We start from the raw sequence: 18289 nt of genomic DNA on the forward strand, positions 1-18289 counted from the left end.
TGCGGGAAAGGGGTGGACGCCGGTCAGTAGGCGCCCTTGCGCGCGACCACCACGCCGACCGTGCGCCACAGGATGCTCAGGTCGTACGCCAGCGACCAGTTGTCGACGTAGTACAGGTCCAGTCGGACCGCCTCGTCCCAGGAGAGATCGGAGCGACCAGACACCTGCCACAATCCGGTCATTCCCGGGCGGACCAGCAGTCGGCGTCGGACATCACCGAGGAAGTCACCGTCGTCGGCGGGCAGCGGACGCGGCCCGACCAGCGACATCTCACCCTTGAGCACGTTGATCAGCTGCGGCAGCTCGTCGAGCGACGAGGCGCGCAGGAAACGGCCCACCGGGAACACCCGTGGATCCTGCTTCATCTTGAACAGCATGCCGTCGGTCTCGTTCTGGTCGACCAGGCTGGCCAGCCGGTCCTCCGCGTCGACGTACATGGTCCGGAACTTCCACACCCGGAACGTGCGCCCCTCGTGTCCCACCCGGGGTTGCCGGAAGAAGACCGGACCCGGGTCGGAGATCCGGATCGCGATGGCGATCGCGATGAACACCGGGATCAGCGCGAGCAGTCCGAGCCCGGCGGCGACCCGGTCCATCATGTTCTTGGCCAGCAGCGCCGGCCCGGAGAGGGTGGGCTCCTCGACGTGCAGCAGCGGCAGGCCCTCGATCGGGCGGATGTGCACCCGGGGCCCGGCGATGTCGGTCAGCTGTGGGGCCACCACCAGGTCGACCCCGGAACCCTCCAACTGCCAGGCCAGGCGGCGCAGCTCACCGGGCTCGGCGCTGGCCGAGCCGCAGACCGCGATGGTGTCCGCGCCCATCTCGCGGACCAGGGCCAGCACGTCGCGACCGGCGTACACCGGGACCGGCGTCTGCACGCCCTTGGCGGCCGCGTACCCGTCGGTGATGTGGATGGCGACCGGGACCAGCCCGGCGGCCGGGGTGCGGGTGACGGCCGTGTACACCTCCAGGCACTCCGGCAGGGTGCCGACCAGCACCATCCGGTGCGCCGCCTGCTGGATGTTGCGCCGGACGGTGTGCAGCACGAAACGGGCCAGGATCCGGCCCAGCAGGATCAGCAGCAGCGCCAGCAGCAGCGCCGTACCGACGGTGAACCGGGACAGGTCGGTCTTGGTGGCGAAGGCGAGGAACGACAGCGCCGCGCAGACGGCGACCCCGGCCCGGATCACCCGCTTGAACTCGTCCGGCCCCAGCCCGAGACAGCGCCGGTCGTAGGCCCCGTTGAACCAGAGGGTGACCAGCCAGCCGAGTGGCAGCAGCAGGAACGCCACCGTGTAGAACCAGGTCGGATCGTTCTGGGCCTGGTGGAAACCCGCGGTGGCCTGGTCGAAGGTGCGGATCGCGGTGTAACTGGCGAAGGCCGCGGCGGCGAAGTCGAGCAGCAGCAGGATCGCCGTGTACGGCCGGTGCCAGCGCGACACGCGCCGCCGGGCCCGGGCCCACGCCGATCGGGGTACGCCGTTCGGAGACGGCGGGTTGGGCGGCTGGATCTCGAAGCTGTCGACGTGCCGCACGAGTCTGCTCCGGCCTTCGTTGGTCACCGGGCGCTGGAGGCTAGCCGTCACCTCACCCATGTCCTCCCGCATGACCCATGGCGTTCACTCGCCGTGACCGCCCGGGTCGCTCACCGTTCCAGTTTCCCACGCGAGTTCCGTTCCGTCGCCGACCCGAGGGACATTGCGCGGCGGCCACCTACCGCCTGGGATCTGGCCGGCCCCATGCCATTCGGAAGCCGGGGACCGGGGCCACTATACCGATGGATGGCGGCCCCGGTAGAGCGCCGGACCGGTGGTTGCGCACCGCGCGTCCGATTCCGCTCCGTAATCAGTGAGTGGCGTTACTCACCGTACGAGTCTGGACAACCGTCGGTCAGCAAGGGGCTTTCCGCCGGTCTGGCAGGTCGGGCAGTACTGGAGGCTGGAGTCGGCGAACGAGACCTCCCGGACGGTGTCGCCGCAGACCGGACAGGGCAGCCCGGTGCGGGCGTGCACCTTCAGCCCGGACCGCTTCTCGCCCTTCAACTCCGCCGCCCGCTGCCCCAGCGACCTGGTCACCGCGTCACCCAGCACCCGACGGGTCGCCGCGTGCAGGGTCGCCATCTGATCGTCGGACAGCCGGTCGGTCAACGCGAACGGCGACAGCTTCGCGGCGTGCAGGATCTCGTCGGAGTACGCGTTGCCGACCCCGCCGAGCACCGACTGGTCGGTGAGCACCCCCTTGACCTGGCCCCGGCGGCCACGCAGCGCGCTGGCGAAGGTGGCCAGGTCGGCCGAGAGCGCGTCCGGCCCGAGCTTGGCCACCCCCGGCACCGCCTGCGGGTCCGTCACCAGGTAGGCGGCGAGCTTCTTCTGCGTACCGGCCTCGGTCAGGTCGAAGCCGGAGCCGTCGTCGAGGCGTACCCGGATCGCGATCGGTCCCTTGCCGGGGCGTAGCGGAACGGTCGAGGCGAACGCCTCCCGGTAGTGCAACCAGCCGGCGCGGGCCAGGTGGACCACCAGGTGCAGACCGCCGTCGAAGACCACGTCGAGGAACTTGCCGTACCGCCGGGCGTCGATCACCGCCCGGCCCGCGACGGCGGTCGGCGCCGGGTCGTACGTCTTCAGGGCGCTGATGGCGGCGACCTCCAGACGGTCGACACGCCGGCCCACCGCACGCTGTCGCAGGTAACCGGCGAGCGCCTCCACCTCCGGTAGTTCGGGCATCGTCCAACGGTAGCCTTCTTTCCCGTGAGAATCGTGGTGGCGCACAACCGGTACCGAGAAGCTCAGCCGTCCGGTGAGAACACCATCGTCGACGCCGAGATCGCCCAGCTCACCGCCGCCGGGGTGGAGGTGCTGCCGTTCCTGCGCAGTTCGGACGAGATCCCGACGATGCCGAGGACGGCGAAGGCGCTGCTGCCGATCTCCCCGATCTACGCTCCCCGCGCCCAGCAGGAGTTGGCCCAGCTGCTCACCGAGCACCGGCCGGACGTGCTGCACCTGCACAACCCGTACCCACTGCTGTCGCCCTGGGTGGTGCGGACCGCGCACCGGCACGGGGTGCCGGTGGTGCAGACGGTGCACAACTACCGACAGGTCTGCTCCTCGGGGCTGTACTTCCGGGACGGCATGATCTGCCAGGACTGCCGGGGCCGGGCCCTGGGCGTGCCGGCGGTGGTGCACCGCTGCTACCGGGGATCGCGGGCGCAGAGCGCGCTGATGGCCACCACGCTGGCCGTGCACCGGGGCACCTGGAAGTCGGTGGACCGGTTCATCGCGCTGACCACCGCGGTCGCCGATCACCTGCGTGACTACGGCATCCCCGATTCGCGAATCGTCGTGAAGCCGAACGGAATCCCCGACCCGGGCGCGCCCGCACCGCTGGGCCAGGGTTTCCTGTTCCTCGGCCGGCTCTCCCCCGAGAAGGGCCTCGACCTGCTAGTGGAGGCCTGGCGGCGACACCCGGACGGCGCCTTGGGCCCGCTGCGCGTCGCCGGAGACGGTGAGCTGCGCCCGCTTGTCGAAGCGCTGGCGGCAGAGCGCTCCGACGTGGCCTACCTCGGCCCGCTGGACCGGGCCGGCGTCCGGCAGGCGCTGGCCGACAGCGCCGTGGTGCTGGCGACGTCCACCTGGCACGACGTGCTGCCGACCGTGATCATCGAGGCGTTGGCCAGCGGCCGGCCGGTGCTCGGCACCGCACTCGGCGGCATTCCCTACCTGGTCGGCGCGGACACCCCTCGGGAGCCCGCCGGTACCGGTCCGGCCGTGGCCGCCTCGGCGTCCGCCCCAGCCGTCTCCGGTGCCGTGCCCGGCTCCTCGGCTCCGGACTCCGGCGACCGGCCCGACGCCGGGTCCTCGGTACCGGGCAACGCTGCCGGGCAGCGGTGGGCGGTGCCGGCCGGTGTGATGACCGGCGAGGCGGGCTGGGTCGTGCCGCCGGAGCCGGCCGCCCTGGCCGCCGCCCTGCCGATGGCCGCCGCCGGTGCCTCGGCGCTCTCGACTGCCGCCCGGCTGCGTTACGAGCGCAACTTCCACCCGGACACCGTCACCCAGCGCCTGATCGACATCTACGCCGGCCTGCGCCGCTGAGGGCGGCACGGCTTGCGGGATGTCGCGGCTTCCCGGCGACAGGAAGCCGCGACATCCCGCATCTCACGAACGGGTGCCGCGACGTCGGTCAGCGGAGGCTGGCGCGGGCCGAGAAGGCGATGCTGGCCAGGAGGAAGCCCCCGTTGACTGCGATGAAGGCGAGCATCACCCACAGGGTGAGGGCTGGGGCCAGGGCCAGGACCAGGGCGGCCACGAAGATGACGGCGCCGTAGTCGCGGACCAGCTTTACCAGGCGTACGGGCAGGCTGGTGGAGGTGACCATGCTGGCCGCGTTCGGGCCGGACTGCATCACCGAGGTGACCAGGTTGACCATCCAGGTGCCGGCGAACGCCGCCACCAGCCAGGTCGGCGTCGCCGGCTGCTGCGCCACGGCGGTGGCGGACAGGGCGGCGACCAGGGCGATCTGGGCGGCCACGTCACAGAGCACGTCGACCCGGGCGCCCGCCGCGCTGCCCTGCCCGGTCACCCGGGCCAGTTGACCGTCGGCGCAGTCCAGGGCGTACGCGATCTGCCAGCCGACCAGGGCGACAAGCCCGACCACCGGAGCCGGCACGTCCCCGCTGGCGACCGGGCCGGCGAGCGCGACCACGGTGACCGAGGTGGCCAGCCCGAGCAGCAGGTTGGTGATGGTCAACGCGGTCGGCCGGAGCCCGAGACGCTGGGCGACGAGCGCGAAGACCGCGCCGATCCACTGGCTGACCGACTCGCTGAACAGGCCACCGCCCCGGTTCACCCGGTGGAAGTCGGTGACCGTGGGGTGGGACGGCTCAGCCAAGGTGCTCACGAAGGGCGTCAACGTAGTCTCCCAGCCGGGTACGTAGGTCGTCGGCGGACAGCGCCAGGTGCTCGAGGATCGTGTAACGGTCGGGCCGGGTGTGCGGGGCGAAGGCCACCGCCTCGACGAACTGCTCGTCGGTCAGCCCGAGGTCGGCGGGTCGGGTGGACAGCCCGTGCCGGTGCAGGCAGCGGGCGAGCTGGCCGAACCGTTCCAGGTCGCCCCGGAGGAAGGTGCAGAACAGCGCGCCGAGGCCGGCCTGTTCCCCGTGCGAGGCGGTGCTCGGGAAGAGGTGGTCGATGGCGTGCGAGATCTCGTGGTCGCCGCCGCTGGCCGGCCGGCTGGACCCGCAGATCGACATCGAGATGCCGCCCAGGATCAGCGCCTCGGCCAGCGTGGTCAGGAACCCGTCGTCGGTGATCTTCCCGGGATGGTTGACCAGCGCCTCCGCGCCGGTGCGGGCCAGCGTCACGGCCAGCCCGTCGATCGGCTCGCCGCGCACCTCGTGGGCCAGTTCCCAGTCGGCGCAGGCGCTGAGGTTGCTCACCGCGTCGCCGATGCCGGCCTGGGTCTGCCGATCCGGGCCGTTCTCCACGAAGTCGAGGTCGACCAGGACGGCGATCGGGATGTGCACCCCGTACGAGCCCTTGCCGCCCTCGTGGGTAAGCGACGCCACCGGAGAGGCGATCCCGTCGTTGGCGAGGCTGGTCGCCACGGTGACCATCGGGATGCCGTAGCGGGTGGCGGCGTACTTGGCGGTGTCGATGGTCTTTCCGCCACCGATACCGACGACGGCGTCGTAGTTGCGGCGACGCAGCTGGTCGCCGAGCTCGTTGGCGGAGTCGACGCTGCCGCCGGCGACGGTGAACACGTCGGCCGACCCGAGCGAGGGCCGGCACAGCTCGACGATCTTCTCGCCCTGACCCGGGCCGACCACCACCGCGACGTCGCCGCCGCTGGAGATCCGGCGGTCGGCCAGCAGCGAGCCGAGGTCGGCCACCGCACCCCGGCGGACCTCGATCGACAGCGGCGTCGCGACGGTACGGGCTAGTAGCGGCACGCGATCTCCCGCGCCCGGGCCAGGTCGGCGTGGTTGTCGACCTCGACCCAGGCCACATCACCGATCGGTGCGGCCCGGACCTCGCCGCCACGGTCGGCGAACTCCTGGTACCCGTCCTCGTAGTACAGGTTCGGGTCACGTCGCCAGGTCGCCTCCAGGGCGTCGGCGAGCGCCTCGGCCACCTGCGGCTCGATGAGGGTGGCCCCGATGTACTCGCCGTACGCCTCGCCCGGGTCCATCAGCTTGGTGATCCGGGTGAGTTGGCCGGCGGCGTCGAAGGTGGTCTTCATCTCCTCCTCGGCCAGCGGCTTGAGGGTGTCGACCGCGAGCAGCACGCCCGGCCCCCGCTCGGCCAGCAGGGTCTTCTCGATGCTCACCGGGTGCACGGTGTCGCCGTTGACCAGCAGAACGCCTCGGGAGAACCAGTCACGCGCCAGCCAGAGGGAGTACGCGTTGTTCCACTCCTCGGCCTTGTCGTTGGGCACCAGGGTGATCGTGACGCCGTACCGACGCTCCAGCTCCGCCTGGCGTTCGCGGACGGCGTCGGCGGCGTAGCCGACCACCACCACGACCTCGGTGAGCCCCACCTCGGCCAGGTTGCGCAGCGCGATGTCGAGGATGGTGATCTCACCGTCCACCGGCACCAGCGCCTTGGGCAGGGTGTCGGTGTACGGGCGCAGCCGGCGACCCGCGCCAGCTGCCAGCACCATTCCGACCATGCCCGCATCAGTTCCTGTTCTCGCAGCGTTCACCGAAGGAGGATAGCGCCGCCCGGGGCGGCGCCGTCGCCGGTCAACCGGCCACCGGTCGTCCCCGTCCGGCGGCAACCCCGGTCAGCCCCGGCAGAACCGCCGGGTCGGCTCGTCACCCGTGTACCGGGGCCCGACCCTCACGAACCGGCGGACCGCAGGACGGCGAAGGCCCGCTCGGCGATGTGCCGGATCAGCCCGTCGTTGACGTCACGGTGCTCGTCGAGCAGGTCGAGGTCGCCGGGGCCGAGCCAGCGGTACTCGGTGTGCTTGCCCGCCTCCAGCACGGGAGCGGCCAGATCGCCGTCGACCCGAACCAGCCAGTCACTCTCGATCCGGGCCAGGCCGTCGTCCCCGACGTAGCGGTACTCGCCGATCTCGGCGATCACCTCGGTGACCCGCCAGCCGGTCTCCTCGGTGACCTCCCGATGCAGCGCGTCCTGCACGGACTCGCCCGGTTCGAGGTGCCCGCCGACGATGTCCCAGCAGTTGGGGAAGAGCCGCCGGTGTGGCGAGCGGCGTTGGAAGAACAGGCGTCCGTCGGGGGCGACGATCAGCGCTCCCGCGCAGCGCAGCGGCTCGGTGGGCACGTCAAGCAGAGTAGTCGCGACTGTACCGGCACGACGATGTCCGGTCTTGTCCTGGAAACCTGCGGGGCTCACCATTGCGGGTAACCGGGTGCAGCCGTCCCAAAGGGGTGATGTGTCATGCAGGTTCGGGAAGCCATGTCCAGTGAGATCCTCGTGGTCGGTCCGGAGCACACGCTCCGGCAGGCGGCGCGGATGATGTCGGAGCGCCGTATCGGGTCGGCAGTGGTGATCGACCCGGATTCCGAGGGGATCGGGATCATGACGGAGCGCGACGTGCTCAACGCGATCGGAGCCGGGCTCGACTGCGATATAGAGCGGACCGGGGCCCACCTGACCTGGGACGTCGTCTACGCGGGGCCGGAATGGACGATCGAGGAAGCGGCGGCGGCGATGGCTCGGGGTGGCTTCCGGCACCTCGTCGTCCTCGACGGTCGTGAGGTCGCCGGGGTGATCTCGGTACGCGACATCATGCGGGTGTGGGCGGCAAGCCGGATGGTCGGCACCGGCTGACCACGGTGGGCCGTCGGTCGATCCGTCGCGGGTTGGGCGGGCTGATCGGCGGGTAATGCCCTAGCTGCGGGCGCGGGCGGAACCTGTCCCGCGTGGGGAGGCGTGATGCGTGGCGCGGACCGGTTGATCCAGCAGCAGTACGAGATGCTCCTGCGGCGGGACGTGGCTTGCCTGCCGGAGCTGTACGCGACGGACGCCCACTACGCCATGCCGGGCGTCACGGTGCGTCCGAGCGAGTTGCCGGCCCTGCTGCGTACCTGGACTGGTGCCTTTCCCGACCTGCGGGTCGAGCCGCTCGGTGCGGTACGCACGGCCGGTGGCGCGGCGGTCGAGCAGTTGCTGACCGGCACCCACACCGGCGTGCTGCACACCCCGTTCGGGACCGTCGCGCCCACCGGACGGGACGTCGCCTGGGAGGTGGTGGACGTGGTCCGGGTGCGTCGGGGGCGGATCGTCGCCTGGCGGTCCTACTTCGACTGGGGCCAGCTGATGACGCTGTTGGGTCTGCACCTGGCGGGAACGTCCCGGCGGCCGTCGGAACCGGTGGGCGTTCCGGCCTGAGCTGCCGCACAGTCGGCGCGGGCGGGTGGGCCACCGGACGCGACCCGTTCACCCGACCCGGTGGCTCAGGATGCGGACATCGCCGTGCCTTCCGCGCACGTCCCACCTCCGCCCGTACGCTGAACAGCCATGACCGCCGAGCAGCTGATCTCCTTCGCCCGTGGCGCCCCCTCACTGGACATTGTCGATGTCGAGGGGCTCAAGGCCGCCGCCGTCCGCGCCTTCGACGCCGACCCTGCCGGGGTGACCGCGTACGGCACCTCCGTCGGTTACGTCCCGCTCCGCAAGTGGATCGCCGAGAAGCACGGTGTCGAGGCGGAGCAGGTGCTGGTCACCAACGGCTCGTTGCAGGCCGACGCCTTTCTCTTCGACCACCTGGTGCGCCCCGGCGACGCGGTGGTGGTGGAGCGTCCCACCTACGACCGCACCCTGCTCAACCTGCGGAACATGGGCAGCGAACTGCACGCCGTCACCATCCAGCCGGACGGGATGGACACCGCCGAGCTACGCAAGCTGCTGGAGTCCGGGGTGCGCCCCCGGCTGGCCCACGTCATTCCGAACTACCAGAATCCGGCGGGCGTGACGCTGTCCCTGGAGAAGCGTCGCGAACTACTCGACCTGGCCGCCGAGTTCGGCTTCACGATCTTCGAGGACGACCCGTACGCCGACATCCGGTTCCGGGGTGAGGCGCTGCCGTCGATGCTGTCGATGGACACCCGCAACGTGGTCGTGCACGCCTCCAGCTTCACCAAGACCGTCTGCCCGGGCGTTCGGGTGGGCTACCTGGTGGGTCCGGCCGACCTGATCGGCGACATCGCGAAGAAGGCGACGAGCCTCTACATCTCGCCCGGCATGGTGTCCCAGGCGATCGTGCACCAGTTCTGCGTGTCGGGGGACATCGACCGGTCGATCGAGACGGTGCGGGCGGCCCTCGGCGAGCGCGCCACGGTGCTCGCCGAGTCGCTGCGCCGGCACATTCCCCAGGCCCGGTTCGTGGAGCCCGACGGCGGCTACTTCCTCTGGGTCGAGTTGCCGGAGGACGTCGAGGTCGACCGGCTCGCCCCGGCGGCGGCCGAGCGTGGCGTCGCGGTGGTCAAGGGCAGCGATTTCGTGCTGGACGGTGGGCGGCACGCCCTCCGGCTGGCCTATTCGGCGGTCACCGCGGACCGGATCGACGAGGGCGTTCGGCGGCTGGCCGAGGCGATGGCGTCGGTGCGTGACTAAATTTCTGTCGGCTTTCCGACAGAATGGCGATACCGACCGGCTCGGGTCTCCCGCTGATGCGACTCGGGGCCCACAATGCTGCGAGCGTTACTCACGACGCGTAGGCACAACCCCCCGCCCCCACGGCGCCGGGCGGGCCGGATCACCCCTCACCCCCCGATGCGGTCCGGTCCGTCCGGCGCCACCCCCGGCCGTCCGGCCATGATCGCTGTGGCGGCGTAACCTGCAAACCGCAGCCGGCGGGGGGAGGGCGTAATGACGGAGCGGACGCGGCGCACGGGGGCGACCGCCCCGGCCACCGCTGGCGACAGGACCGCGAGCGCCAACGGCAGCCGGGCCCTGCGGCCGCGGAGCTGGTCGCCGGTTCGGGCAGTGACTCGTCGGCTCAGCCCCGACGGATCACAGTCCGGCCAGCCGTCGACCGAGCGGCGACGTAACGCCGTGGTCGACTGCGCGCTCTACCTCGACGGTCAGCGGCAGGCCGGCGACTGGGACTACGCCGACGCGCTCGCCGCGGCGCGCAGCGCCGAAGCGGGTTTCGTCTGGCTCGGTCTGCACGAGCCGGAGCTGGCCGAGATGACCGACATCGCCACCACCTACGGGCTGCACGAGCTGGCCGTGGAGGACGCGGTCAAGGCTCAACAGCGTCCGAAGCTCGAACGTTTCGGCGAGGTCAGCTTCCTGGTGCTGCGCACCGCCCGCTACTGCGAGCACACCGAGCTGACGGAGAACTCCGAGGTGGTGGAGACCGGGCAGGTGATGCTCTTCATCGGCCCGCAGTTCGTGATCAGCGTCCGGCACGGTGACGCCTGCCGGCTCGCGCCCGTCCGCGAGGAGCTGGAGGCTCGCCGGGAGCTGCTGCTCAACGGTCCCTGGGCCGTCGCGTACGCGATCACGGACCGGGTCGTCGACCTCTACCTGGAGGTCGCCGACCAGCTCGAGGACGACATGGACGTGCTGGAGACGGAGGTGTTCGACCGCCAGACCAGCGGCCGGATCCAGCGGATCTACCAGATGAAGCGGGAACTGGTCGAGTTCAAGCGGGCGGTGATGCCGTTGCAGCGGCCGCTGGTGACGCTGACCTCGCAGATGAACCGGGACGTGCCCAAGGAGGTACGCCGCTACTTCCGGGACGTGCAGGATCACCTCAGCCGCACCGTTGAGCAGGTCAACTCGTACGACGACCTGCTCAACTCGATCCTCCAGGCGCGGCTGGCCCAGGTCACTGTCGACCAGAACAACGACATGCGCAAGATCGCGGCCTGGGCGGCCATCGCCGCCGTGTGGACCGCGATCGCCGGCATCTACGGCATGAACTTCGACTTCATGCCGGAGCTGAGGGTGACCTACGGCTACCCCGTGGTGCTGGCCCTGATGCTCAGCATCTCGTTGGCCCTCTACCGCTGGTTCCGCCGCAACGACTGGCTCTGACCCTCGCCCCACCCGACCGCTCGCCGCGCCGTCGCGTCGACCATGAAGTTGTTGCCGCGCTCACCGGAGTGTCGCGGCAACAACTTCATGATCAATCTCGGTGGGGCGGGAGGGGTCAGGCGCGGGTGTTGGACTTGTGGTTGGTGGCCTTGCTCAGGTCGTCGGCGGGGCGGCCGGTGGTGGTGCGGGCACCCTCGGCGACCGAGGGGACCTTCCCGGTGGTGGCGACGCCGGACGGGGCGGTAGCGGTGGTGGCGCTGTCGCTGGCGGCCACCGCCGAGCTGCCCGCGCCGGTCGAGACCTTGCCGGCACCGGCCGGACCGGCCGTACGCACCTCGATGGTCTCCACCTCGTCGTGCATCGGCTCAAGCGCGGCACCCGTGTCGTACTCGGCCCACTCCTGCTGCTCACGGTGCCGGCGCAGGGCCATCGCACCGGCGAGCCCGGCCACCGCACCGGCGGCCAACAAGCCGAACATGGTCCCGCTCCGGCGGGACTTCCTCTTCGCCTTCATCTTCTTCGCCTTCCTGGTGACCGCGGCCTGCTTGGCGAGGGCGGTCTTCTTTCCCTTGACGGCCCGATCGGCCGCGTCGGACTGCGCGTGACGTACGGCCAGAGCGAGCGGCGCGAGAGCGGCGGCCGTCGACGCGAGGCCGCTCGATGCCCGATCCCGGACCACGACGGCGGTCGGTGCCACCGCGCCGCGGGCCGCCTGGAATCGCGGGCCGACCGTGTCGCCGGCTCCCCTCGCGGCATGCGTGGCGGCCTGCCTCAGGTGACCGATGCTGCGATTGAGTTCGGCCCGGGCCAACTGCGCCTGGCTCTTGCGCCGCCAGTTTCCAAACACGGTCCCACCTCCTGGGAGTTGCTCTGTCTCATCCTCCACCTTCGGATGCCTCCGCATGTCCAGATCGGGCACATGGGAGGATCCGCATGGAACTGACCAACGAGTAAGGAGTACCCGTGGCCGAGGCTGTCTACGCCACCGTGCACACCAACGCCGGCCCGATCCGGCTGGAACTCTTCGCCAACCACGCGCCGAAGACCGTTCGCAACTTCGTCGAGCTGGCCGAGGGCACGCGTGAGTACACCGATCCGCGGACCGGGCAGCCGGGCAACGGTCCGTACTACGACGGCACCATCTCGCACCGCGTGATCAGCGGTTTCATGATTCAGATGGGTGACCCGACCGGCACCGGTCGTGGCGGGCCGGGCTACACCTTCGCCGACGAGTTCCACCCCGAGCTGCGGTTCGACCGGCCGTACCTGCTGGCGATGGCGAACGCCGGGCCCGGCACCAACGGCTCGCAGTTCTTCATCACCGTCTCGCCGACGCCGCACCTGAACAACCGGCACACCATCTTCGGGCAGGTGGCCGACGAGCAGTCCGCGAAGATCGTCGAGGCGATCGCCAACACCCCGACCGGTCCCAGCGACCGGCCGCTCCAGGACGTCGTCATCGAGCGCATCGAGATCGAGCGCTCGGCCTGACCCGCGCTGGATCCGGCCCGCCGGCCGAGGCTGGGCGCGGCGGGCCGGGCGCGGGCGACCTGTACGGACCGGGACATGCCTCGACCCGCCTGAGCGACGGCTCGGGGTACCTTTGCTCGCATGACTGAGCGCTCGGGTGCCTGGGGCCAACGATGAGCGAGTCCCCACCGACCACGCCGGCCTGCTATCGCCACCCCGGCCGGGAGACGTACGTCCGCTGCACGCGGTGTGACCGGTCGATCTGCCCCGACTGCATGAACGAGGCGTCGGTCGGGTTCCAGTGCCCGGAGTGCGTGTCGGAGGGACGCCGCAGCGTGCGGCCGGCGCGTACCGCCTTCGGTGGCGGGGTCGTCGGTCGACACGGTTACGTGACCAAGACCCTGATCGCCCTCAACCTGCTGGTGATGCTGGCGTCGATCGCCTCGGACCGGGGCGGCGACGCGGCGGCCGGCGGTAACGGCTTCGGCGGGCTGATGGGCGGCGGCACCCCGTTGACCGAGTGGGGCGCGGTGCTGGGTCGGGCGATGTTTCTCGACGGCACCGTCGGCGGCGTCGCCGAGGGCCAGTGGTACCGCCTGATCACCGCGATGTTCCTGCACTACGGCGTGGTGCACCTGCTGCTGAACATGTGGGCGCTCTGGGTGCTCGGTCGTTCGCTGGAGGCGGTACTCGGGCCGCTGCGTTTCGCCGCGCTCTACTTCATCGCCGGCTTCGGCGGCAACGTCGCGGTCTACGTGTTCAGCGCGCCCAACCAGATGTCGGCGGGAGCGTCGACCGCCATCTTCGGCCTGTTCGCGGCGATATTCGTGATCATGCGGCGACTCGGGCGGGACACCTCGGCCATCGTCCCCATCCTGGTGATCAACCTGATCTTCACCTTCACCGTGCCGCAGATCTCGATCGCCGGTCACCTCGGCGGCCTGGTGTTCGGTGCGCTGATGGCGCTGGTGCTGGCCTATGCGCCGCGCTCGCGCCGGACGCTCGTGCAGGTCGCTGGTGGCGCGATCATCGTGGTGCTACTGCTCGGGATGGCCCTGGTTCGCACCGCCGCGCTGCTGGGCTGACGCTGCCCGGCACCGTGCCGGCGGGACCGGGCAGCACCGCCGGCCCACGTCGCCGGCCCGGGTGCGCGGAGCGGATCAGCCGGTGCCGCCGGGACTCGCCGCCCGGGCGGCGCGCAACGCGTCGGCGACCTCGGCCGGATCGGTTCCGAGATCGAGCCGGCTGAACAGGTGCAGCGAGTCGCCCGTGTCGATCTCCAAGGTCGGTCCGGCGAGTCCGCGCCCGGACCGACGGTGCAGCTGGATGTTCTCCACAGTCGGCCAGGGCAGGTGCCGTCGGCTCAGCATCCCGGCCGGCACGGTGACGCCGGTCGCGTCCACCGCCAGCCGCACCGGCGCGAGCAGATCCCGCAGGCCCCAGCCGACGAGGATCACCGCGGCCAACCCGCCGAGCACCGGCCGGAGCGGGTCCCCTGCGGCGAGCAGCATCCCCAGGGCGAGCACGACAACCGCGGCAGCCAGCTTGAGGACGGGTAGGGCGGGTGGCACCCGCCACCGCTGTGCGATCGTGTCGTCCGCCACGGCACCAGCATGCCAGCGCCGCCGGGAACCGGCATCCGCCCCGGGGCCGTGCCCGAGGGCGGGGTCGGGGAGGACGGCCAGGGTGGGCGTAGGATCGGGAGCAGCCCAAGTTACCGGGGAGTAGACATGAGTGACGCGGTTATCGTCGGTGCGGTGCGCACCCCGGTCGGGCGGCGCAAGGGCAGCCTGGCCACGGTGCACCCGGTGGATCTGTCCGCACACGTCCTGCGCGCCCTGGCCGAACGCACCGGGATCGATCCGGCCCAGGTGGACGACGTGGTCTGGGGCTGTGTGTCGCAGGTCGGCGAGCAGTCGTGGAACGTCGCCCGCAACGCCGTACTGGCCGCCGGCTGGCCGGAGTCGGTGCCGGGCACCACCGTCGACCGGCAGTGTGGTTCCAGCCAGCAGGCCCTGCACTTCGCCGCAGCCACCGTGCTCTCCGGTCAGGCGGATCTGGTCGTCGCCGGCGGGGTCGAGTCGATGACCCGGGTGCCGATGGGCTCCAGCGTCGCCGGCGGGATGCCGTTCAGCGAGCAGATCCTGAGCCGCTACCGGGGGGTCGAGGGAGTCGCCGAGGACTCCCCGCTGCCCTTCAACCAGGGCGTGGGAGCGGAGCTGATCGCGCAGCGCTGGCGCCTGTCCCGATCCCAGCTCGACGAGTTCGCGCTGACCAGCCACGAGAAGGCCGCAGCCGCGCAGGACGCCGGAGCGTTCGAGGCTGAGCTGGCCCCGGTGGCGCTCGCGGACGGCGGCAAGTTCGCGGTGGACGAGGGCATCCGGCGCGACACCTCGCTGGCGAAGCTGGGCGAGCTGCCCACTCCGTTCCGCCCCGACGGTGTGGTCACCGCCGGCTCGGCCTCGCAGATCTCCGATGGTGCCGCCGCGCTCGCGGTAACCACGAGCGAGTGGGCCAGCCGACACGGGCTGCGCCCGCTGGCCCGCGTGCACACCGCCGTGGTCGCGGCCGACGACCCGGTCGCCATGCTCACCGCGCCGATCCCGGCGACCGCGAAGGCGCTGCGGCGCGCGGGGCTGGGCATCGAGGAGATCGGGGTGTACGAGGTGAACGAGGCGTTCGCCCCGGTGCCGCTGGCCTGGTTGGCTGAGACCGAGGCGGACCCGGAGCGGCTCAACCCGCGCGGCGGCGCGATCGCCCTCGGGCATCCGCTCGGTGGCTCCGGCGCCCGGATCATGACCACGATGCTCGCCCACATGCGCGACAACAACATCCGCTACGGCCTCCAGACCATGTGCGAAGGCGGCGGAATGGCCAACGCCACCATCCTCGAACTCCTCTAACCACCCACCCACCCACCCACCCCACTACGCCGGGTTGATCAAGAAGTTTTGGTCGGGCTGAGCCGATCGGTGACGCAAACTTCTTGATCAACGCAGTTGGTTCGGGGTGGGGTCGGGGTGGGGTGGAAATTGCAGAAAGCAGGTTGAGGGCCGCGTCACTTGTAGGGGCAGGGTCGTTGGGCAGGTCATGGACGTCTTCTCCCGAACGTTCCTTCCGGCCGCCGCCGAGGCCGGCCTGGCGGTGCAGACCGCCAGTCGGCACATGCCGGTGTTCCGTCGCTGCGTGGGTTCCGGCGACGCCACCGTCCTGGTCACCCGGTGCAGCCGGCCCGACCGGCCGGTCCACGGGGAGTATCTGCTGCTGCTCACCCATCGACGGCTGGTGGTCACCCGGCAGACACGGGTGCTGCATCGGCTCCGTCTGCACCTCAACACGGAGCTCCGCGAGCTGAGCCACGTCACCTGGAGCCCCGACCCGCGACTGCGCTGCGTCGAGCTGGCCGCCACTGCGATCGACGGCATCCGCGAGCGTTTCCTGATCCGCACCCAGCATCCGAAGCAGGTGTGGCAGTTGGACGCGTTGCTCGATCACGCCTTCCGTACCCGTGTCCGCAGCGCGCAGCCACGGGTCGTGACCACCGTCGCCGAGCCCCCCACCGTACGGCCGGTCGCCTTCCAGCCCGTCGTGGCCCGCTGAGCGGGTCTTCTTACCGAATCCGAACACGACCTGCCGCTGCCGGATCCCGTCGATCGGCAATCATGGCCCAGTGACCGCCGAGAACCCACAACGCGGGCTGGTCCTCGTGGTGGAGGACGAACCGAGCATCGCCGACCTGGTCCGGCTCTACCTCAGCCGGGACGGTTTCGGCGTACATGTCGAACGGGACGGCAGCGCCGGTCTCTCGGCGGCTCGCCGGCTGCGTCCGGTGGCCTGCGTGCTCGACATCGCCCTGCCGGGGCTGGCCGGCACCGAGATCTGCCGTCGGCTACGCGAGGCCGGCGACTGGACCCCGGTCATCTTCCTCACCGCCCGCGACGACGAGGTGGACCGCGTCGTCGGCCTGGAGCTGGGGGCCGACGACTACCTCACCAAGCCGTTCAGCCCCCGGGAACTCGTCGCCCGGCTGCGGGCGGTGCTGCGCCGCGCCGCAGGCCCGCCGGGCGGTGCCGGGCAGCCCGTCGTGCTCGGGCGGGTCACCGTCGACCCCGATCGCAGGTCGGTCACCGCCGACGGCGTGCCGGTGCAGCTGACCTCCACCGAGTTCGACCTGCTGGCCCACCTGATGAGTCGGCCGGGCCGGGTCTTCTCACGGGAGGAACTGCTGGCCGCCGTCTGGGGGTACGCGGCGCACTCCGGCACCCGTACCGTCGACGTGCATGTGGCGCAGGTGCGGGCGAAGCTCGGTGGTGCCAGTGTGATCCGGACCCATCGCGGAGTGGGATACGCCGCCGATGGCTGACCGTCCCGGCCGTACGCTCACCGCTCGCGCGGTGTTGGTGACCTGCGCGGTGGCCCTGGTGTCGGTGCTGGTCACCGCGATGGTCGCGGTGCCGGTGGCGGTCCGCGCCGCCGAACGGCGGGACCGCCAGGCGCTCGCCGCACAGGCACAGGTCGCCGCCGAGCTGCTGCGGGCGCGCCCCGGCCGGGTCCGCGAACTGGCCGGCGAGCGGTTGATCCGCCAACTCGGGAACCAGGGCACCACCATCTTCCTGATCTCCGGCGGTGAGGTGGACCGTGCCGGCCTGCCTCCGCAGGTGGTGAACCGGGTGTCCAACGGGCGGAATGTCTCCGGTCGGCGGTTGGTCGACGGGCAACGGGCGCTGGTCGAGGGCCGGGCGCTGCCCGGCGGCGACGGCGTGGTGCTGACCCGTCCACTCGGCGCGGGGGTGTGGCGTCAGGTGCTGCGCGGCCTCTGGCTGCCGCTGCTGGCCGGGATGGTCGCGGGTGCGGTCGCCGGTTCGCTGCTCGCCCGCCGGCTGGCCCGGCCGATCCGCCGGGCGGCCCTCGTCGCGGCCCGGCTGCGAGCCGGCGACCGCACCGTCCGGGTGCCGGTCGAGTCGCCGGCCGAGGTGGCCGACCTGGCGTACGCGCTGAACGGGCTGGCCGCCGCACTGGCCACCAGCGAGGGACGACAGCGGGAGTTCCTGCTCTCCGTCTCGCACGAACTGCGTACCCCGCTCACCGCGATCCGTGGCTACGCCGAGGCGCTGGCCGACGGGGTGGTGGAACCGTCGGCGGCGGCCGAGACCGGTCGGACCATGCTCGACGAGGCGGAGCGCCTGGACCGCCTGGTCACCGACCTGCTCGCCCTGGCCCGCCTGGAGGCGGTCGACTTTCCCCTCGAACCGGTGCCGGTGGACCTGGTCGCCCTGGCGGCTGACGCCGGCCGGACCTGGGCGGACCGGTGCTCCTCGGTCGGGGTGACGTTCCGCACCGAGCTGCCGGGGCAGCCGGTGCCGGTGTACACCGACCCGGGGCGGATCCGGCAGGTGATCGACGGGCTGCTGGAGAACGCGCTGCGGGTGGTGCCGCCGGGTGCGCCGGTGGTGCTGGCGGTCCGGCCGGCCGGTGCCGACCCGAGCGCCGGTGGAGTGGTCGAGGTCCGCGACGGTGGACCGGGGCTGACCGACGACGACCTGACAGTGGCCTTCGAGCGTGGGGCGCTGCACCAACGCTACCGGGGGCTACGGAAGGTCGGCAGCGGGCTCGGCCTCGCGCTCGCCGCCGGCCTGGTCCGCCGGCTCGGCGGTGAGACAAGCGCCGGGCACGCTGCCGAGGGCGGTGCCGCGTTCACCATCCGGCTGCCGGGATTCCTTACCTGACCCGAACGTCGGCCTGACGGTCGGCTCATCCGGTCGGTCCACGCTGAGGGGACGGATCCGCGCCGGCCGTGACGCGGCGCCACG

Annotated in this window: 18 protein-coding genes and 1 pseudogene; 11 read left to right on the forward strand and 8 right to left on the reverse strand. The window is 71.5% G+C overall.

The window, feature by feature from the left end; genetic code table 11:
• Window positions 1-23: 23 nt before the first annotated feature.
• Both ENC19_RS21165 and ENC19_RS21170 read right to left on the reverse strand, forming a co-directional pair.
• The gene (locus tag ENC19_RS21165) at window positions 24-1595 is read right to left on the reverse strand and encodes a sugar transferase (RefSeq protein ID WP_164448911.1); all 1572 of its coding nucleotides are present in this window, start codon (window positions 1593-1595) and stop codon (window positions 24-26) included.
• Window positions 1596-1862: 267 nt separating this feature from the next.
• On the reverse strand, window positions 1863-2723 hold the full coding sequence (locus tag ENC19_RS21170) for an Fpg/Nei family DNA glycosylase (protein ID WP_164448843.1): 861 nt from the start codon (window positions 2721-2723) through the stop codon (window positions 1863-1865).
• A gap of 24 nt (window positions 2724-2747) precedes the next feature.
• Here ENC19_RS21170 and ENC19_RS21175 point away from each other — a divergent pair, with 24 nt between their 5' ends.
• Window positions 2748-4088 (forward strand): glycosyltransferase family 4 protein, encoded by a 1341-nt coding sequence (locus ENC19_RS21175; protein ID WP_164448844.1) that lies wholly within the window; start codon window positions 2748-2750, stop codon window positions 4086-4088.
• An 88-nt stretch (window positions 4089-4176) separates the two neighbouring features.
• On the opposite strand, the gene ENC19_RS21180 is transcribed toward ENC19_RS21175, so the two are convergent.
• The 4 genes from ENC19_RS21180 to ENC19_RS21195 all read right to left on the reverse strand — a co-directional run bounded on the left by ENC19_RS21180 (window position 4177) and on the right by ENC19_RS21195 (window position 7283).
• On the reverse strand, window positions 4177-4893 hold the full coding sequence (locus ENC19_RS21180; protein ID WP_164448845.1) for a CDP-alcohol phosphatidyltransferase family protein: 717 nt from the start codon (window positions 4891-4893) through the stop codon (window positions 4177-4179).
• Complete coding sequence (locus ENC19_RS21185) at window positions 4877-5944, reverse strand: iron-containing alcohol dehydrogenase family protein (protein ID WP_164448846.1); 1068 nt, start codon at window positions 5942-5944, stop codon at window positions 4877-4879. The genes ENC19_RS21180 and ENC19_RS21185 overlap by 17 nt, the downstream gene beginning before the upstream one ends.
• Complete coding sequence (locus tag ENC19_RS21190; protein WP_164448912.1) at window positions 5932-6663, reverse strand: phosphocholine cytidylyltransferase family protein; 732 nt, start codon at window positions 6661-6663, stop codon at window positions 5932-5934. Before ENC19_RS21190 ends, ENC19_RS21185 begins: the two co-directional genes overlap by 13 nt.
• A gap of 170 nt (window positions 6664-6833) precedes the next feature.
• Window positions 6834-7283 (reverse strand): NUDIX domain-containing protein, encoded by a 450-nt coding sequence (locus tag ENC19_RS21195; RefSeq protein WP_309246259.1) that lies wholly within the window; start codon window positions 7281-7283, stop codon window positions 6834-6836.
• Window positions 7284-7400: 117 nt separating this feature from the next.
• On the opposite strand from ENC19_RS21195, the gene ENC19_RS21200 reads away from it, so the two are divergent.
• The 4 genes from ENC19_RS21200 (at window position 7401) to corA (ending at window position 11009) form a co-directional block, all read left to right on the forward strand.
• Entirely contained in the window at window positions 7401-7793 is a 393-nt protein-coding gene (locus ENC19_RS21200) for a CBS domain-containing protein (protein WP_164448848.1), read from the forward strand.
• Between the two features lie 105 nt (window positions 7794-7898).
• Entirely contained in the window at window positions 7899-8354 is a 456-nt protein-coding gene (locus ENC19_RS21205) for an ester cyclase (RefSeq protein WP_164448849.1), read from the forward strand.
• 129 nt (window positions 8355-8483) lie between these two features.
• Window positions 8484-9578 carry an aminotransferase-like domain-containing protein gene (locus tag ENC19_RS21210; RefSeq protein WP_164448850.1) on the forward strand — a complete coding sequence of 365 codons (1095 nt, stop codon included), beginning with the start codon at window positions 8484-8486 and terminating at the stop codon, window positions 9576-9578.
• 372 nt (window positions 9579-9950) lie between these two features.
• On the forward strand, window positions 9951-11009 hold the full coding sequence (gene corA, locus ENC19_RS21215; RefSeq protein WP_281604635.1) for a magnesium/cobalt transporter CorA: 1059 nt from the start codon (window positions 9951-9953) through the stop codon (window positions 11007-11009).
• A gap of 115 nt (window positions 11010-11124) precedes the next feature.
• Here the strand turns inward: corA and ENC19_RS21220 are convergent, their stop codons facing one another.
• Complete coding sequence (locus ENC19_RS21220) at window positions 11125-11913, reverse strand: hypothetical protein (RefSeq protein WP_164448852.1); 789 nt, start codon at window positions 11911-11913, stop codon at window positions 11125-11127.
• Window positions 11914-11972: 59 nt separating this feature from the next.
• Here ENC19_RS21220 and ENC19_RS21225 point away from each other — a divergent pair, with 59 nt between their 5' ends.
• Both ENC19_RS21225 and ENC19_RS21230 read left to right on the forward strand, forming a co-directional pair.
• On the forward strand, window positions 11973-12500 hold the full coding sequence (locus ENC19_RS21225; RefSeq protein ID WP_164448853.1) for a peptidylprolyl isomerase: 528 nt from the start codon (window positions 11973-11975) through the stop codon (window positions 12498-12500).
• A gap of 152 nt (window positions 12501-12652) precedes the next feature.
• Window positions 12653-13564, forward strand: a complete 912-nt coding sequence (locus ENC19_RS21230) for a rhomboid family intramembrane serine protease (protein WP_164448854.1) — start codon at window positions 12653-12655, stop codon at window positions 13562-13564.
• A 75-nt stretch (window positions 13565-13639) separates the two neighbouring features.
• Here ENC19_RS21230 and ENC19_RS21235 read toward each other — a convergent pair whose 3' ends face one another.
• On the reverse strand, window positions 13640-14083 hold the full coding sequence (locus ENC19_RS21235; protein ID WP_373688918.1) for a PH domain-containing protein: 444 nt from the start codon (window positions 14081-14083) through the stop codon (window positions 13640-13642).
• Between the two features lie 126 nt (window positions 14084-14209).
• On the opposite strand from ENC19_RS21235, the gene ENC19_RS21240 reads away from it, so the two are divergent.
• From ENC19_RS21240 to ENC19_RS21255, 4 genes and pseudogenes are all read left to right on the forward strand, one after another.
• On the forward strand, window positions 14210-15382 hold the full coding sequence (locus tag ENC19_RS21240) for a thiolase family protein (protein WP_164448855.1): 1173 nt from the start codon (window positions 14210-14212) through the stop codon (window positions 15380-15382).
• A gap of 187 nt (window positions 15383-15569) precedes the next feature.
• Window positions 15570-16079 carry a hypothetical protein gene (locus ENC19_RS21245; RefSeq protein WP_164448856.1) on the forward strand — a complete coding sequence of 170 codons (510 nt, stop codon included), beginning with the start codon at window positions 15570-15572 and terminating at the stop codon, window positions 16077-16079.
• A 70-nt stretch (window positions 16080-16149) separates the two neighbouring features.
• Entirely contained in the window at window positions 16150-16842 is a 693-nt protein-coding gene (locus ENC19_RS21250; RefSeq protein WP_164448857.1) for a response regulator transcription factor, read from the forward strand.
• A pseudogene (locus tag ENC19_RS21255) lies at window positions 16835-18222 on the forward strand (sensor histidine kinase). Before ENC19_RS21250 ends, ENC19_RS21255 begins: the two are co-directional and overlap by 8 nt.
• The last annotated feature ends 67 nt before the right edge of the window (window positions 18223-18289 follow it).

The sequence above is a fragment of the Verrucosispora sioxanthis genome (assembly GCF_010560025.1).
In the GTDB taxonomy this organism is placed as follows: domain Bacteria; phylum Actinomycetota; class Actinomycetes; order Mycobacteriales; family Micromonosporaceae; genus Micromonospora; species Micromonospora palythoicola.

Bases quoted from the DNA above. Each gene is read 5' to 3' on its own strand.
- ENC19_RS21165 (WP_164448911.1), bottom strand. From the start codon at position 1,595: ATGGGTGAGGTGACGGCTAGCCTCCAGCGCCCGGTGACCAACGAAGGC.
- ENC19_RS21170 (WP_164448843.1), bottom strand. From the start codon at position 2,723: ATGCCCGAACTACCGGAGGTGGAGGCGCTCGCCGGTTACCTGCGACAG.
- ENC19_RS21190 (WP_164448912.1), bottom strand. From the start codon at position 6,663: ATGGTCGGAATGGTGCTGGCAGCTGGCGCGGGTCGCCGGCTGCGCCCG.
- ENC19_RS21200 (WP_164448848.1), top strand. From the start codon at position 7,401: ATGCAGGTTCGGGAAGCCATGTCCAGTGAGATCCTCGTGGTCGGTCCG.
- ENC19_RS21205 (WP_164448849.1), top strand. From the start codon at position 7,899: ATGCGTGGCGCGGACCGGTTGATCCAGCAGCAGTACGAGATGCTCCTG.
- ENC19_RS21210 (WP_164448850.1), top strand. From the start codon at position 8,484: ATGACCGCCGAGCAGCTGATCTCCTTCGCCCGTGGCGCCCCCTCACTG.
- ENC19_RS21220 (WP_164448852.1), bottom strand. From the start codon at position 11,913: ATGCGGAGGCATCCGAAGGTGGAGGATGAGACAGAGCAACTCCCAGGA.
- ENC19_RS21230 (WP_164448854.1), top strand. From the start codon at position 12,653: ATGAGCGAGTCCCCACCGACCACGCCGGCCTGCTATCGCCACCCCGGC.
- ENC19_RS21240 (WP_164448855.1), top strand. From the start codon at position 14,210: ATGAGTGACGCGGTTATCGTCGGTGCGGTGCGCACCCCGGTCGGGCGG.
- ENC19_RS21245 (WP_164448856.1), top strand. From the start codon at position 15,570: ATGGACGTCTTCTCCCGAACGTTCCTTCCGGCCGCCGCCGAGGCCGGC.